This window comes from Mucilaginibacter sp. P2_A5 (assembly GCF_056404995.1).
This window is the reverse complement of the sequence record NZ_JBFUCY010000006.1, coordinates 104024-119882: the sequence shown is the minus strand read 5'-3', so window position 1 is coordinate 119882 and position 15859 is coordinate 104024. Positions and strand designations below refer to the sequence as shown.

Annotated in this window: 17 protein-coding genes; 8 read left to right on the top strand and 9 right to left on the bottom strand. The window is 42.0% G+C overall.

Annotated features, from left to right (window positions below; translation table 11 throughout):
• Positions 1–5: 5 nt before the first annotated feature.
• The 3 genes from AC1DXF_RS07090 to AC1DXF_RS07080 all read left to right on the top strand — a co-directional run bounded on the left by AC1DXF_RS07090 (position 6) and on the right by AC1DXF_RS07080 (position 3315).
• Positions 6–761 (top strand): LytR/AlgR family response regulator transcription factor, encoded by a 756-nt coding sequence (locus AC1DXF_RS07090; protein ID WP_477447539.1) that lies wholly within the window; start codon positions 6–8, stop codon positions 759–761.
• Between the two features lie 34 nt (positions 762–795).
• Complete coding sequence (locus tag AC1DXF_RS07085; RefSeq protein ID WP_477447537.1) at positions 796–1707, top strand: alpha/beta hydrolase; 912 nt, start codon at positions 796–798, stop codon at positions 1705–1707.
• 63 nt (positions 1708–1770) lie between these two features.
• Entirely contained in the window at positions 1771–3315 is a 1545-nt protein-coding gene (locus tag AC1DXF_RS07080; protein WP_477447535.1) for a glycoside hydrolase family 10-like protein, read from the top strand.
• Between the two features lie 358 nt (positions 3316–3673).
• On the opposite strand, the gene AC1DXF_RS07075 is transcribed toward AC1DXF_RS07080, so the two are convergent.
• The gene (locus tag AC1DXF_RS07075) at positions 3674–4531 is read right to left on the bottom strand and encodes a transglutaminase family protein (RefSeq protein ID WP_477447533.1); all 858 of its coding nucleotides are present in this window, start codon (positions 4529–4531) and stop codon (positions 3674–3676) included.
• A gap of 43 nt (positions 4532–4574) precedes the next feature.
• Between AC1DXF_RS07075 and AC1DXF_RS07070 the strand changes: the two genes are divergently transcribed.
• Entirely contained in the window at positions 4575–5189 is a 615-nt protein-coding gene (locus AC1DXF_RS07070) for a hypothetical protein (RefSeq protein ID WP_477447531.1), read from the top strand.
• A 39-nt stretch (positions 5190–5228) separates the two neighbouring features.
• Here the strand turns inward: AC1DXF_RS07070 and bshC are convergent, their stop codons facing one another.
• The 7 genes from bshC to AC1DXF_RS07035 all read right to left on the bottom strand — a co-directional run bounded on the left by bshC (position 5229) and on the right by AC1DXF_RS07035 (position 11299).
• Positions 5229–6878: a bacillithiol biosynthesis cysteine-adding enzyme BshC gene (bshC, locus tag AC1DXF_RS07065; protein ID WP_477447529.1), complete on the bottom strand. Its 1650-nt coding sequence runs from the start codon at positions 6876–6878 to the stop codon at positions 5229–5231.
• 142 nt (positions 6879–7020) lie between these two features.
• Positions 7021–8358, bottom strand: coding sequence for a 30S ribosomal protein S12 methylthiotransferase RimO (gene rimO, locus AC1DXF_RS07060; protein ID WP_477447527.1), 1338 nt, complete (start codon positions 8356–8358; stop codon positions 7021–7023).
• Positions 8359–8481: 123 nt separating this feature from the next.
• The gene (ftsY, locus tag AC1DXF_RS07055) at positions 8482–9447 is read right to left on the bottom strand and encodes a signal recognition particle-docking protein FtsY (RefSeq protein WP_477447525.1); all 966 of its coding nucleotides are present in this window, start codon (positions 9445–9447) and stop codon (positions 8482–8484) included.
• Positions 9448–9675: 228 nt separating this feature from the next.
• Positions 9676–9834, bottom strand: coding sequence for a DUF4295 domain-containing protein (locus tag AC1DXF_RS07050; RefSeq protein WP_090641302.1), 159 nt, complete (start codon positions 9832–9834; stop codon positions 9676–9678).
• 95 nt (positions 9835–9929) lie between these two features.
• On the bottom strand, positions 9930–10112 hold the full coding sequence (gene rpmG, locus AC1DXF_RS07045) for a 50S ribosomal protein L33 (RefSeq protein WP_067063463.1): 183 nt from the start codon (positions 10110–10112) through the stop codon (positions 9930–9932).
• Positions 10113–10219: 107 nt separating this feature from the next.
• On the bottom strand, positions 10220–10453 hold the full coding sequence (rpmB, locus tag AC1DXF_RS07040) for a 50S ribosomal protein L28 (RefSeq protein WP_090641306.1): 234 nt from the start codon (positions 10451–10453) through the stop codon (positions 10220–10222).
• A 123-nt stretch (positions 10454–10576) separates the two neighbouring features.
• Positions 10577–11299: a hypothetical protein gene (locus tag AC1DXF_RS07035; protein WP_477447523.1), complete on the bottom strand. Its 723-nt coding sequence runs from the start codon at positions 11297–11299 to the stop codon at positions 10577–10579.
• A 215-nt stretch (positions 11300–11514) separates the two neighbouring features.
• On the opposite strand from AC1DXF_RS07035, the gene acs reads away from it, so the two are divergent.
• The 3 genes from acs (at position 11515) to AC1DXF_RS07020 (ending at position 14456) form a co-directional block, all read left to right on the top strand.
• Positions 11515–13416: an acetate--CoA ligase gene (gene acs, locus AC1DXF_RS07030; RefSeq protein ID WP_477447521.1), complete on the top strand. Its 1902-nt coding sequence runs from the start codon at positions 11515–11517 to the stop codon at positions 13414–13416.
• A gap of 115 nt (positions 13417–13531) precedes the next feature.
• Entirely contained in the window at positions 13532–14110 is a 579-nt protein-coding gene (locus tag AC1DXF_RS07025) for a hypothetical protein (RefSeq protein WP_477447519.1), read from the top strand.
• A gap of 160 nt (positions 14111–14270) precedes the next feature.
• Positions 14271–14456, top strand: a complete 186-nt coding sequence (locus AC1DXF_RS07020; RefSeq protein ID WP_477447517.1) for a CsbD family protein — start codon at positions 14271–14273, stop codon at positions 14454–14456.
• A gap of 30 nt (positions 14457–14486) precedes the next feature.
• Here the strand turns inward: AC1DXF_RS07020 and AC1DXF_RS07015 are convergent, their stop codons facing one another.
• Positions 14487–15041, bottom strand: a complete 555-nt coding sequence (locus tag AC1DXF_RS07015; RefSeq protein WP_477447515.1) for a Uma2 family endonuclease — start codon at positions 15039–15041, stop codon at positions 14487–14489.
• 26 nt (positions 15042–15067) lie between these two features.
• Here AC1DXF_RS07015 and surE point away from each other — a divergent pair, with 26 nt between their 5' ends.
• Complete coding sequence (gene surE, locus AC1DXF_RS07010; protein ID WP_477447513.1) at positions 15068–15841, top strand: 5'/3'-nucleotidase SurE; 774 nt, start codon at positions 15068–15070, stop codon at positions 15839–15841.
• Positions 15842–15859 lie beyond the last annotated feature (18 nt).

Genomic DNA, 15859 nt, shown 5'->3' with positions numbered 1-15859 from the left:
TGCCGATGAGTATCAAAAGTATTATTGTTGATGATGAACCCAACAATATCGAAAATTTACAGCAGATCATCCAAACCTGGTGCCCTCAAATTGATGTTGTGGCAACTGCTTCAAATGCAGGCGATGCGATAGCCGCCATTAAAGCCAACCAACCCGCTTTGCTGTTCCTTGATATCCAGATGCCGGGACAATCGGGTTTTGATGTGTTGAAGGCCTTTGAAAAAATAGATTTTGAAGTGATATTCATCACTGCCTATGATAAATATGGCATCCAGGCCATTAAATTTTCGGCGCTGGATTACTTGCTGAAACCGATAGACATTGCCGAATTTAAACTGGCCATTGAAAAGGCGACGCGAAAAATAAACAGCAGGCAGCAAAATCACAGCATCGAAAACCTGTTGGAGTACATTAAGGCCGGCCAAAAAGAAACGCCCAAAATAACGCTTCCCACGCTAACCGAGATCAGGTACGTAAAAATTACCGACATCGTCAGGTGTGAGGCATCAAACAACTATACCACATTTTACCTGCAAAGCGGCGAACTGGTATTGGTGTGTAAAACACTGAAGGAGTTTGCTGATATTTTAAAACCTCATCATTTTGTACGTACCCATCAATCACATTTAGTGAACGTTCAATTTGTAAAAAGTTATTTAAAAGAAGATGGCGGAACCTTATTGCTGAATGATCAGACCAAAATCCCCATCTCCCGCCAAAACCGCGAATTGGTAAAAGATGCCTTAGGTAAAAGTTTATAATAAAAAACCTATAATTGCATAAACCTAACAAATTATGAAAACCATTTTATCAGCCTTTATTTTGACCATCGCAGCAACTATAGCCTACGGCCAGGAAAAACCGATGCCTTTATATCCAAAGGGCATACCCAACTCAAAACCAACCCCGGCAACATACGTGGAGAAAACCAATGGCGACTGGATTACCGGTGTAAGTGTACCAACCCTAACCGCCTATCTGCCCGAAAAAGGTAAAGCTAATGGTGCAGCAGTAGTAGTTTGCCCGGGCGGCGGCTATGGCGGTTTGGCCAACGGACACGAGGGCATGGCCGTATGCCAGGAGTTTAATAAAATCGGCGTTACAGCGTTTTTGCTGAAATACCGTTTGCCAAGCGATGAGATTATGGTTGATAGGTCGATTGGGCCTTTGCAGGATGCGCAGATGGCCATATATACTGTACGTAAAAACGCTAAGGAATGGGGCATTAACCCTGCTAAGATTGGTATCATCGGCTTTTCGGCCGGCGGTCACCTGGTATCAACAGAAGGAACGCATTTTGATAAACCCGTAATTGAGGATAAAGACAACATCAGCCTGCGTCCCGATTTTATGATGCTGATATACCCGGTGATCAGCTTTGGTGAGCAGGCCCACGTAGGTTCGCGCGAAAATTTGATAGGCAAAACGCCATCTCAGGCGCAGGTTGATCTGTACTCCAATGAAAAACAAATTAGCGCCAACACCCCACCCACATTTTTGGTACATGCCGAAGATGATAACGTAGTACCTGTACAAAACAGCCTGATGTTTTATGAAGGCTTATTGAAAAACAAAGTAAAGGCCGAAATGCATATTTTTCAGGAAGGTGGCCATGGTTTTGGCATGAATAATTCCAAAAACAAAGGCAAATGGTTTGACTGGGCTGCAAACTGGCTGGAAGAAAATGGCTTTTTGAACGGGAAATAAATAAAGATAACGAAGACTTACGAAGTTTTTAAAACTTCGTAAGTCTGGACAGGTTTAACTACCATGACCAACAAACTACCTTTTATAACTCTCCTTCTTCTCGCTTTTCTTAAATCAAACGCTCAACAACTTGTTGATAGCACTTCGATAACTCACCCCAAACGCGAGTTCCGCGGCGTTTGGGTAGCTACTGTCGAAAATATCGATTGGCCGGCTACGCCCAATGAAACTACAGCCCAACAGCAACAGGAATTAATAACCATTTTAGATGCTCATCAAAAAACGGGTATCAATGCTATTATGTTCCAGATTCGGCCGGCGGCTGATGCTTTTTATGCCAAAAGCCGCGAACCATGGTCAAAATGGCTTACCGGGAAGCAAGGCTTGGCTCCCAACCCATTGTACGATCCACTGGAATTTGCCGCTACCGAAGCGCATAAACGCGGCATGGAGTTGCACGCCTGGATAAACCCATACAGGGCAACTAAAGATAGCGCCTACTCCCAGCTTAGTCCGCAGCATATTACCCGCATTAAACCCGAATGGTTTTTTACTTATGGTGGTATGAAATTGTTCAACCCCGGCCTGCCCGAGGTACGGGAATACATTGTACAGGTAGTGTTAGACCTGATTGATAACTACGACCTGGACGGTATCCACATGGACGATTATTTTTACCCTTACCGCGTAGCCGGTCAGCAAATAAACGATCAACAAGCTTATCAACAATATGGTAAGGGCTTTACCAATATTGACGATTGGCGCCGCGACAATGTAAACACCCTGATAAAAATGCTGAACGATAGCATTCACCGGCATAACCCGCATATGAAGTTTGGCATCAGCCCGTTCAGCATCTGGGCCAACAAAACCCAGTTGGCCGATGGCTCTGATACCCATGGCGGCGATTCGTATTTCGCCCTTTATGCCGATTCGCGCAGGTGGGTGCAGGAGGGCTGGGTAGATTATATCAACCCACAGCTATACCGCCCCATTGATGACAAACTGGTGCCCTTTAAAACCATGATTGACTGGTGGGGTAATAATGCCTATGGCCGGCATTTGTACATTGGGCAGGCACCGTACCGCATTATCGAAAACAAATTGCCGGGCTTCCGGCTGCCGGGCGAACTTCCGGGGCAAATACAATACCTGCGTAAAAATACAAGGGTGCAGGGCAGCGTATATTTTAGTTCCAACTCGTTGATGAATAATCCCCTGGGCTTTACAGATTCGTTGCGGGCAAATTATTACCACTACCTGGCCCTGCCACCGGTGATGCTCTGGCGCGATTCGATAGCGCCGAATGCGCCGGTCGGGCTTATCGCGAAGCCGGAAGCCAACGGGGTTAAGCTGATGTGGCAAACGCCATTGATGGCAAAAGATAATGAACCGATTTATGGCTATGTAATTTATCGTTTTGCGGCAGGCGCAGGGATAAATATCAATAATGCCGAAAATATCCTGCATATAGCCTATAACCACGATACTATGTATTTTGATCTTTCGGCTGAGAAAGGAAAAACGTATATTTATGTGGTTACTGCTATTGACAGACTCAAAAATGAAAGTGAGCCGGCATTGGCTGTTGAAGGGGCGAGGTTATGATCTTTAGATTTTGGTTATAGTTGAATTTTTAAAAAACAATGGAAATATTAGGGATTATTTTTGTTATCGTATTTTGCCTTTTACCTTATTCCTGGCTTTTTTATAAAGAAGTAAATATCCGGATCCGATTGCTATTTGCTTCTATGGCCTCCTTATTAATTTTATGTATAATGGTCACTTTGGTTTCTTTTGGAATTGAAAACTTAATTGGTATAACCAGCTTATATGGCATATTTGTTTCAATAAGTGTATTGCTTAATATAGCTGTGATTATTGTGAGCTGGGTAGCTTCAAGATTAGCCAGGTGGTTGTAATATTGGCTTCACATCTAACTGGATTTGCAGCCCTGCGATCTTTCCTATCCCAATATCCCCAGCAGTTCATTCAACTCCCCTACTTTCTCGGCCGAGCCTAAGTTTTCGTAGGCACTTATCAGGTTGCGGATAACGCGTTTAATGATATCGGTGTTGGAGCAGGGCTCATAAAACTGCTTATCGAATTTAAGGTTAAGCTGTTTTAAAAACATATCTACATCGCGGCGGCCAAAAATAAAGCCTTTGTTAAAGGCATTGATATAAAACAGGATACCGCCTTCAAAATTAGTTTCCATGCTTTCGTCAACATAGGCCAATATAAAATGTTGGGGCAGGTTTACGCCGTATACCGGGATATCCAGTTTTTGGGCTATGATGGAGTAGATGATGGCCAGCGAGATCTGGTTACCTTTTTTTGTTTCCAGAACCTGGCTCAGGTAGCTGTTTTGCGGGTCGAGGTGGTTGGAGGTATTGCCGCTGAAACCATAGATATTATAAAGTACATGATTGATGAGCTTAATCTGTTCCTTAGGGCTGGCCTCGTTCATCATCTGGATCCAGATATCGCGTTTAATGGATTCTACCTGGTTAATAACCCTTTGCTCATCCAGGTCGGGGTATTGATAGCGGTTGATGATCAGGATGCCTTGTAACAGGTCAAACGCGCCGCTTTGGTGCCATAACTGCAGGTCGGTTTTTAACGATCCAAATTGAATTTCGTGTACCAGGTTGGCTATCCGTTCCTGCTGTACAGCATCAAAAGCCTGCTCAAAAGCGGTTTCCAGGTAGGCTATCACTTCGCTGCCGTAACCAAGCAGTTTTTCGTGCACGTGATCATAGATCTCGTTATCGGGATCGTCCAGCAATCGGATCAAAGAGTTTACTTCTGTCGGATTTATCATATGCTATCATGCTAAAATACTAAACTTTTTTACTTTTGCGGGGATGTGGAATCTCAGATTTGTTCAAGATTATTTACAACACCGGTTTACGGCCAACAACCGGCATGGCATTCACTCGCCATTTGTATACAAACTGATTGACCACGTAATTTATGATTACACCAACCAAAAGGCATACCACGAACCCGGATTTGTGCAGAAAGCAGGAGAGAGAGGTTTAGGTGCAAAGCCCAAAGTAGCCCGGTTAATTTACCGGCTGGCAAAGCATTTTAATCCGGCCAATATTGTTGAGTTAGGAACAAAAGGGAGTGCTGCAAGTGTTTATTTGCAACAAGCAGCCCCCCACGCTAATTTTTTTCTGCCAAAAAATGATGCTGAATTTGCGTGCCTTGATAAAACACAACCGGCTCTTGTGATTCTTCATGGCGATAATTTACGGCAGGAAACAGTAAGATACTTCGATCAATATCTGCCCGAAATACATCCGGATACCATTATGCTTTTTACCGGCATGTACCTGGATAATCAACTGAAGCAAACCTGGAACAAAATTAAGCTAAACCCCAAAGTTACCCTCACTATCAACCTGTTTTGGATAGGCCTGGTGTTTTTTAAGCAAGACAGGAAAGAAAAAGAACATTTTAAAGTGAGGTATTAAAAACACGCTCATCCGGAAGTTTATCGCTCTGTTGCAGAATTATTCTTCTGTTAAAACTGTAAACTCAAAATCAAGTGGTTCAAAATGGCGGATGAGTTCGTCAATAAATGTTTGCCCCCATCTTACATACATCAAACCAAAATTTTCGGTACGCTCCTGCAAACTGTCTTTAGGGAAAAGTTCGGCTTTAACTACAGCTAATTGTTCAAGCCTGGTAGCATAGTTGCGTTTTTCTGCTTTAATCAGTTTTTTCTCCAGGTTATCTATGGCGTGTTTTAACCTTGCCTGTACAGCAGATGCCGATGGCGATAGGGTGGGATCTATTTTATAAGAGCGCAGTTTTATCTTTTCGAACAGGGCACTCATTTCGCGCCATTCACCTTCCAAACTCAGGTTGTGGTTGCTATGTTTTTTTACCCAGTCGGTTTTAAGGGTATCGTTTGGTTTAAATAAATCGGCAGCTGTAAGGTCCATGTGTTTAACCTTTGCTGCCTGGTCTTTCTTCACAACCAGTGCCGAGTTACGCAGGATGAGTATAGGAAAATCAACTTTGTAAAAATCGAAGTTAGCTTTCAGTTCCAGCCAGTAAACCACCTCGGCACCGCCGCCAATGTAGGCTATGTTTGGCAAAATGCATTCCTGGTACAAGGGACGCATCACCACGTTGGGACTAAAGCGTTCGGGATAATCAGCAATTTCTTTTTGCAATTCCGCCTCGGTAAAACGGATTTCGGTATTCATTACCTGGTAGCTGTCGTGCTCAAATATTACGCGTTCGCGCAGGCTATCCTTCAGGTAAAAAAAATTGATTTCGCGGGGATTAACCTGGATGTGCACACCAAGTTTGTGCAATTGCTCATTAGTGGCCGTGATGTTTTTAAAGCTGTTTTGATTGATGATATCCTGCTCCATAATTGGGGCAAACTGCTTTTTAAATTCATGGTCATCGGCATCGATGATCACTAAACCATATTGGCCAAACAGCGCGTTTACCAGGTAGCGGGTAGCATCGGCCAGTTTATCAAATTTGGTATAGGCGGTTTCTACAATTTCGGCAACCTCCACGGCATGGCCTTCCATTCCTAAAACACCTTTGTACTGGTTAAGCGCCTGCCGCATCGTATCGGGATTGATACGGCCGGTTGCCCCTGAAGCCTCGTACCACCAATGTACTTTTTTGCCGCCGATGTTGGTATAATTAATCTCGGCAAAATCATGATCCTCACTGGCCATCCAGTAAACGGGTACAAAGTTTTTACCAGGGTGGGCAGCCTTTAACTGTTGTGCTAATTTAATAGCTGTTGCAATTTTATAAAGAAAATAAAGCGGACCGGCAAAAATGTTAAGTTGATGCCCGGTTGTAATGGTATACGTATTGTCAAGCTTTAACAGTTCTAAATTTTGAGCAGTAAGTGGTTGAACGTTATAGGTTATACGTTTTACGTTAGCTTCACTTTCTGACTTCCGGACTTCCTGACTTTCCGACTTCTCCGCGTATTGTTTAGATAAAATGCGGTGTAAGATTTTGCGGTCAGCAACAACTTTTTTGTTTTTCAGTAGTTCGGCAAATCCGTCCATATTGGGCCGGTAGCCGTAAAAAGGTTGCAGATCGGCCCGGTTTTCGATGTAGTCAATAACAGTGGGCGAAAAAAATCCGGTTTCTTTATAACTTATACAGGAGGCTTCCATTTTGATTTGCGATTTCGGATGTTCGATTTCGGATTTAAGAAAAATCAAATGTCGAACACCAGGCCAGCACCAATTATTAAATGCTGATGCCGAAATTAGATTTTTAATCTCAAATCACTCAACAGCAAGCCGCAAATTAATATTATTTTACAATTTGTCCATAAAGGTCAAAGTCTTCGGCGCTGTCTATCTTCACGTTAACAAAGCTGCCAACGGTCGCATAATCAATGCTGGCATCAATTAAAACCTCGTTATCAACCTCGGGCGAATCAAATTCTGTGCGGCCAACAAAGTAATTGCCGTCTTTTTTATCAACCAAAACCTTAAATGTGTGGCCAATTTTTTCCTGGTTCTTATCAAAAGAAATACCCTGCTGAATCTCCATAATGGCGTCGGCACGTTCTTGTTTTACTTCGTCGGGTACATCATCAACCAATGAATGGGCATGTGTTTTTTCCTCGTGCGAGTAAGTGAAGCAACCTAAACGATCGAATTTAGTATCCTCGACCCATTGGGCCATTTCTTCAAAATCTTGTTGGGTTTCGCCCGGGTAGCCGGTGATGAGGGTAGTACGCATGGCTATGCCGGGTACTTTATCACGAATCTGGTTTACCAGATCGATTGTTTTTTGTTTGGTGATACCACGGCGCATAGATTTAAGCATATCATCGCTGATGTGCTGCAAGGGCATATCCATGTATTTGCAAATGTTATCACGTTCGTTCATTACATCCAAAACCTCCATCGGGAAGCCGGATGGGTAAGCGTATTGCAGCCTGATCCACTCTACACCGTTAACATCGCTCAGGCGGCGTAGTAACTCATCCAGGTTACGTTTACCGTACAGATCCAAACCGTAATAGGTAAGGTCTTGCGCAATAAGAATTAACTCTTTGGTGCCGTTTTTAACCAGGTTTTGAGCGTCCTTAACCAATTGATCAATAGGAGTGCTCAGGTGTTTACCACGCATCAAAGGGATGGCGCAGAAAGAACATGGGCGGTTACAACCTTCGGCTATTTTAAAATAAGCAAAATGCGATGGCGTGGTTAATAAACGTTCGCCAATCAGTTCGTGTTTGTAGTTTGCACCTACAGAAGCCAGCAGGTTTTGCAGGTCATTGGTGCCAAAATAGGCATCAACATTGGTTATTTCGGCCTCCAGTTCAGGTTTGTAACGTTCGCTTAAGCAACCGGTAACTATTACTTTGCCAACTTTGCCTTGCTCTTTAAGTTCGCTATATTGGAGGATGGTATCAATGGATTCCTGTTTAGCGTTATCGATAAAGCCGCAGGTATTGATAACGATGATATCGTTTTTACCTACTTTTTCGGCCTCGTGCACCACATCAAACTGGTTGCCTTTCAGCTGGCCCATCAATATCTCAGAATCGTATATGTTTTTTGAACAGCCTAAAGTAACCACGTTAACACGTTGTTTAACGGGTTTGGCAATTGGCCGGGAAATTTCTTTTGTCTTCATAACACACTAATCATTGCAATGAAAAAATTGTCATTGCGAGGAACGAAGCAATCGCGAACTATAAAGGATTGAATTGCAAGAGAAGAGATTGCTTCGTTGTTCCTCTTCGCAATGACATGATTTTTACTGTTTGAATAAGGAATCGACGAACGCCTGCCTGTCAAATAATTGCAAGTGCTCCACACCTTCACCTACACCTATATATTTTACCGGGATTTTAAACTGATCTGATATCCCTATTACCACACCACCTTTGGCTGTGCCATCAAGCTTAGTTAAAGCCAGGGCATTTACATTGGTGGCTTCGGTAAATTGTTTGCATTGTTCAATGGCGTTTTGGCCTGTTGATGCATCCAGTACCAATAATATTTCGTGTGGTGCGCCGGGAATTACCTTTTGCATCACATTTTTAATTTTGGTAAGCTCGTTCATCAGGCCTACTTTATTGTGCAGACGGCCGGCAGTATCTATTATAGCTACATCATCACCATTAGCTACAGCCGAGCGAAGGGTATCATAAGCTACAGAAGCCGGATCAGACCCCATCGGCTGGGCAACAACTTTAACGTCAACCCGTTTGCCCCAAAGCTGCAATTGATCAACGGCCGCGGCACGGAAGGTATCAGCAGCGCCAAGCACTACTTTATTGCCGGCCTGCTTTAGCTTATGGGCCAATTTGCCAATAGTAGTAGTTTTACCTACACCGTTAACACCAACCACCATAATTACATAGGGCTTATGATCGCCATATTCAAAATTGCGGAAATCGTTACTGTTATTTTCGGCCAGGAGTTTTTGGATCTCGTCTTTGAGCAGTACATTCAGTTCGCCGGTGCCGATGTATTTATCGCGGGCCACACGTTCCTGTATGCGTTCGATGATCTTGAGCGTGGTTTTTACACCTACGTCTGATGTTACCAGGATCTCTTCCAAATCATCCAGCACATCATCATCAACGGTTGATTTACCTGCGACGGCCTTGGTTATCTTTGAAAAAAAATTATCCTTGGTTTTTTCTAAACCGGTATCAAGGGCTTGCTGCTCTTGCTGTGTATTTTCCTTTTTCTTAAAAAAATCAAATAATCCCATTTTAGATGTGCAGATTTTAGATTACAGATGTGCAGATAATTGATATGCAAATGTGCAGATTTTAGATGTGCAGATTAATCACTATGCTGTAATAAGTGATATATTTTTCTCATCTGCATATTTGCACATTTGAAATTTGCACATCTGTATAATTTGCATATCAAAACAAAAAGCCCTCTCGTAAAAACAAGACGGCTTCGATATTTTGATCAAAAGTTTAAGCAAATATTATTTGCCCGCAATGATGTCCTTAACAGCGTCGTTAGGAACAATTTGCTCTTTGAATGAATAAGCACCTGTTTTTGGTGATTTGTTCATTGTGATAACTTTTGAATATTCTTTGCCTTTACCTGCTACTTTCAGTGTTGCAACTACTTTCTTTGCCATTTCTTTTAATTATTGAATTAGTGAATCATTGAATTAGTGAGTTAACTGATGGTCAGGGATCTAAACCTAATCAACCAATCAACTTAATCAACCAATTACTTAATCTCTTTATGAACAGTTACTTTCCTTAAAACCGGGTTGAATTTTTTCATTTCCAGTCTTTCAGTGGTATTTTTTTTGTTCTTGGTGGTAATATAGCGAGACATGCCTGGCATACCGCTTGTTTTGTGTTCAGTACACTCTAATATAACCTGAACCCTGTTGCCTTTTTTTGCCATTTTCTTTTTATGTTGTACGCGTCACCGTCACGGCTTACGTAATTTTTTCAAATTATACCTTGTACGTTGTCAATTTTACAATTCGTAAAACCGTTAACGTACAACTACTAAATGTATCCTTTTTTTACAAATTTATTGATACAGGCAGTAATACCATTTTTGGTGATAGTTTTTACTGCTGAAGTAGATACCTTTAAGGTAATCCATTTATCCTCTTCAGGGATATAAAACTTTTTAAGTTTTAAGTTAGGATGAAATCTGCGTTTAGTTTTAACGTTTGAGTTAGAAACGTTGTTACCAACTATAGATGCTTTTCCTGTTAGATCACAAATTCTTGACATGACAAATATTTTTAATTATCAACCCTTTATTCAAAAAGAGTTTGCAAATATCAGACTTTTTAATCAAATATTCAATAGCGGTATTAAAAATAATTCAAAAAGATTTTCGGGACATTAATTGTCTCAATAATAGGTGATTTTACGGGTTATGGTGTCTGTTCTTGAATCAGATTCTGAGGTCATGTAATTTTTAAAACGAACTATTGCCTTAATCCAGTTTTTCTTTGAATCTAAGGTTGTGTATTCATAGGTTTTTCTTTGATAAGTGCCACCATAAGGTGAACATAAGCTCTCTTCAATAACGCGACCTTGCTTGTCGTACTTGAATCTAAATATAGTAGGTTCAACTTTTATTCCCGATTGATAGTTTGCATACTCTGTTAGATTATTTTTCTTATCATATTTGTAACTGTTTACGTCATAACTCTCTGCTGTTGTATCCCCCTTGTTATTCATTAACCGGCCTAAAGCATCGATTTTCAATGTTGATGAGAAATTCGAACCGGCGGAACCTACTTCACAAATTATTGACGTTACCTTATCACCTTCGTAATGATAATTATAAACAGTATTTTCTTTTTCTACTGTGGAATCCGTTTTATCGTCTGTTGTAACAACATTCAACCAGCTAATACTCAAGGCAGACATACGGCCCTCATTATCAAATGTCAGTCTGGAGAAATTGTGTTTTGAAGATGACGATGAGGAATATATTTCTTTCACGTGGCCGTTCAAAGTCTCTATCCCGCTGCTGCTGTAAATCTTTACTTGTGTTGGAGCTGGTTTTTTACAAGCAAATATTAGTAGGCTAATTGCTATTATTGGTAGTGTTATTTTGGATGTCATGATTAAGGTTTGTTACGCATTACCTAAAACGAAAGAAATTCTTTAATACTTCGTTTTGTGTAGTCAGCAGCGCTTATAAAAATAACTTTTTTATTGAATACAGAAAAACATAGAAGTTAATCTTTTATGTACTTTTTAAATAATTTTAAAAAGTTACAGAATTAATATTTACATCATATATAAATTATTAAATTAGGCCCTCCATTATAAACACTATGAAGATTACATCATTTGACGAATACAAGCAGGTATACCAGCAAAGTATTGAGCAGCCCGAAGAATTTTGGGCCGGTATAGCCGAGAACTTTTTATGGCAAAAAAAGTGGGATAAAGTGCTGGATTGGAACTTTAAAGAGCCTAAAATAAAATGGTTCCAAGGGGCTAAGCTTAATATAACCGAAAACTGCCTCGACCGTCACCTCGATACTATTGGCGATAAACCGGCCATCATTTGGGAGCCTAATGATCCGCAGGAAGATCACCGGATATTAACCTATCGCCAGCTGCACGATAAAGTTTGCCAGTTTGCCAATGTTTTAAAAAACAATGGCGCAAAAAAAGGCGACCGTATTTGTATTTACATGCCTATGATTCCCGAACTGGCTATTGCTGTTTTGGCCTGCGCCCGTATTGGCGCTGTCCATTCCGTGGTATTCGGCGGTTTCTCGGCACAATCCATCGCCGATAGGATAAACGATGCTGAGTGTAATATAGTTATTACTGCCGATGGTGGTTTCCGGGCCAATAAAGCCATTCCATTAAAAAGCGTTATTGACGATGCGTTGGTGCAATGCCGGTCGGTCAAAAGAGTAATCGTTTTAACCCGCAGCCGCACACCGGTATCCATGATAAAAGGCCGTGATGTTTGGTGGGAAGATGAAGTTAAAAAGGTAGAAACCCAGGGTAACCCGGATTGCCCTGCCGAGGTAATGGATGCCGAGGATATGTTATTTATTTTGTATACGTCCGGATCAACAGGTAAGCCTAAAGGTGTGGTGCATACTACCGGTGGGTATATGGTTTATACCGGCTATACTTTTGCCAACGTATTTCAGTACAACAAAGGCGAGGTATATTTTTGTACTGCCGATATCGGCTGGATAACCGGGCACTCATATATTGTATATGGCCCGTTATCGCAAGGCGCAACAACCTTGATGTTTGAAGGTGTGCCAACCTATCCGGATGCCGGCCGTTTTTGGGATATTGTAGATAAGTTTAAAGTAAATATATTATATACCGCGCCAACCGCTATCCGCTCATTAATGAGTTTTGGCGAAGAGCCGCTGAAAGGTAAAGACCTGAGCTCGTTAACTAAATTGGGTTCGGTAGGGGAGCCGATAAACGAGGAAGCCTGGCATTGGTACGATGAAAAGATCGGCCACGGCAAAAGCCCCATCGTTGATACCTGGTGGCAAACAGAAAACGGAGGTATTATGATATCGCCTATTGCCGGTATTACCCCAACTAAACCAGGTTACGCAACTTTACCTTTGCCAGGCGTACAGCCGGTTCTGGTTGACGAAAATGGCAAAGTAATAGAAGGTAATGGCGTAAGCGGTAACCTTTGCATCAAATTTCCATGGCCGGGTATGCTGCGCACTACTTATGGCGACCATGAGCGCTGCCGTACAACTTACTTTGCTACCTACGAAAACATGTACTTTACCGGCGACGGCTGTTTAAGGGACGATGATGGCTACTACCGCATTACAGGTCGGGTTGACGATGTATTGAACGTATCTGGTCACCGCATTGGCACCGCCGAGGTAGAGAATGCTATCAATATGCACAGTAGCGTGGTGGAATCGGCAGTTGTGGGTTATCCGCATGACATTAAGGGGCAGGGCGTTTATGCTTTTGTGGTATGCCCTAACCAGCATGGCGATGCGGAACTTGCACGTAAGGATATTACCATGACTGTTGCCCGCATTATAGGCGCCATAGCCAAACCGGATAAAATCCAGTTTGTGACCGGACTGCCAAAAACCCGATCAGGAAAAATTATGCGCCGTATTTTGCGCAAAATAGCCGAGGGGGAAACATCCAACTTAGGCGATACCTCCACCTTGCTTGACCCAGCAGTGGTTGAAGAAATTAAGGCGGGAGCTTTGTAGGGAAGAGAGTCAAAAATTAAGAGTCAAGAATCAAGATAGTTAAATCTTTGGTTCTTGGCTTTTTGCTTTTATATAATGACGATTATCCCTTTGCGCTTTTTTAGTACCTTGCGTCATGCTATCTTATTGCATCAATAAACTACAGTTACATCGTACATTATTGCTTCTTTTTTTAACGGTGTCAACGGCATTTTTTTCTTTTACGGGCCGCCCTTCTGCACGATACAGGCTCGATTTTTTTACCAAAGAGAACCAGTTTTACCTTTGCGATTCGGCTTTTACCGGCGAAACCGGCGACCCTGGTTTTTGGACGTCGTCGGCATATGCCGATAGAATGGCGACTGCAAAGGACAGGGATATAGTGGGCATCAGCATTGAAAGTTTTGGCCATGTAAAAGCACAGCTTGATATACTGGATGCTGCAAGCAGGGAAAAGGATTTTAAAAAATACGATCACGTAGTTGAGGCCGGGGTAAGGATAAGTTCGGGGATATTGGAAGTTCTTGATTACCCCGACAGCAAAATTCAGTTAAAGGCTATAGTAACGCCGGGCTACTACCGCATCAGGGTTTATTCGTACGATTTGGCCAACAATGACCCTGAAGCGGATGAGGGTACAGATCATTACAAAATAGAGCTGTGGCCATCCCATGATTTTGAACGAAAGGTGCTGAAGCAATTTGTGGTACAATAGAGTCAAGATGCAAGAATCAAGAGTTAAGATTTTTTCTGTCAGCTGATGTTAATCAGCCATGTGCGCTTTGTCTTAATTCTTGATTCTTAACTCTTGATTCTTCCTCAAAAACCATATTGTTCCCCGGGTGTTGTACAAATACATCTAAATAAAAAACATAATGGACAAATTACAAATTAAGGGTAGCTGGAATGAATTGAAGGGTAAGATAAAACAAGCATATGGCGACCTGACGGATGACGACTTAGCCTACGAAGAAGGCAAAGACGATGAGACATTAGGAAAACTCCAGCAAAAAACGGGTAAAACGCGCGATGAGCTGGTGAAATGGATAAACAGTTTATAATATTGAAAAGGCTCCGGGAACGGGGCCTTTTTATTTGAAAATCTTTGCAAGTTCTATTGCAAAACCGGGCAAGATTAAAGAGTTGAGTGTTTCGCTTTTTTGTGCTTTTTGATGAAGGTAATAAGCGCCATCCCTCAACGCGTAAAGGTCGGCGTTTTGCGCTATCGGGTCAATAATGATGTATTCTTTTACGCCGTATTTTTCGTATATGTCTTTCTTCTGCCTTAAATCATAATACGCATTTGAAGGAGAGAGGATCTCGATAACAAGGTCGGGAGCGCCTTCAATACGATCTTTAATTAACTCAGATTTTCGCTCTTCGCTAATGTATAGCATATCTGGCTGTAGAATATTTCCATCATCAAATTTCACATCCATGGATGAATAAAGCCATTGACCCTTTCGGCCCTGACTTATGCGGTGCAATACCGCTATTTCTGATAATTCATATAATATTTGTTGATGGATGGCAAGAGGCGATGGCGACATAATCAAATCATAGTTTATCAACTGAAAAGGTGCACCTTCTTCCAGCAGCAGGTAATCATCAACGGTGTATTTCTTTTTCTTATCAGCAGTGAGCATAAATCAAATATAACTAATTTCGCACAATGAAAACAGCGAAACCAAATATTCTTGTTGTTAATGATGATGGTATAACCGCTCCCGGTATTAAAGTTTTAATTGAGGCGATGAGCGGTATAGGCAGGGTAGTGGTTGTTGCGCCCGATAGTCCGCAATCGGGTATGGGGCATGCTATTACTATTGGCAAGCCCTTGCGTTTAGATAAGGTTGACATTTACGAAGGCATTGAAATGTACCGCTGCTCTGGTACGCCGGTTGATTGTGTGAAGCTGGCCGTTAATAAAGTATTCAAAGGGCAAAAGCCCGATCTTTGTGTATCGGGCATCAATCATGGTTTAAATAATTCCATTAACGTATTGTATTCGGGCACCATGTCGGCCGCGGTTGAAGGTGCTATCGAAAGTATTCCGTCTATTGGTTTTTCTTTAGATGATTATAACCTGGATGCCAACTTTAGCCACTGCATTAAATATGTTAAGGAACTTGCCTTACAGGTTTTAGCTAATGGTTTGCCGGCGAACACACTCCTCAACGTAAATTTTCCGAATACTCATGATATCAAGGGAATAAAAATTTGCCGCCAGGCCAACGCCAAATGGGCCGAGGAGTTTGATGAAAGGGTCGATCCGCATAAACGGCCCTATTACTGGCTTACCGGCGTTTTTCAGTTAAATGATGGCGGCGAGGATACCGATGTATGGGCCCTGGAGCATAATTACGCATCGGTAGTACCTGTTCAGTTTGATATGACGGCCCACCATGCCATTCCATTTTTAAACACCTGGGCATTTAATGTGTAAATTGCTGTGCTAAATAAA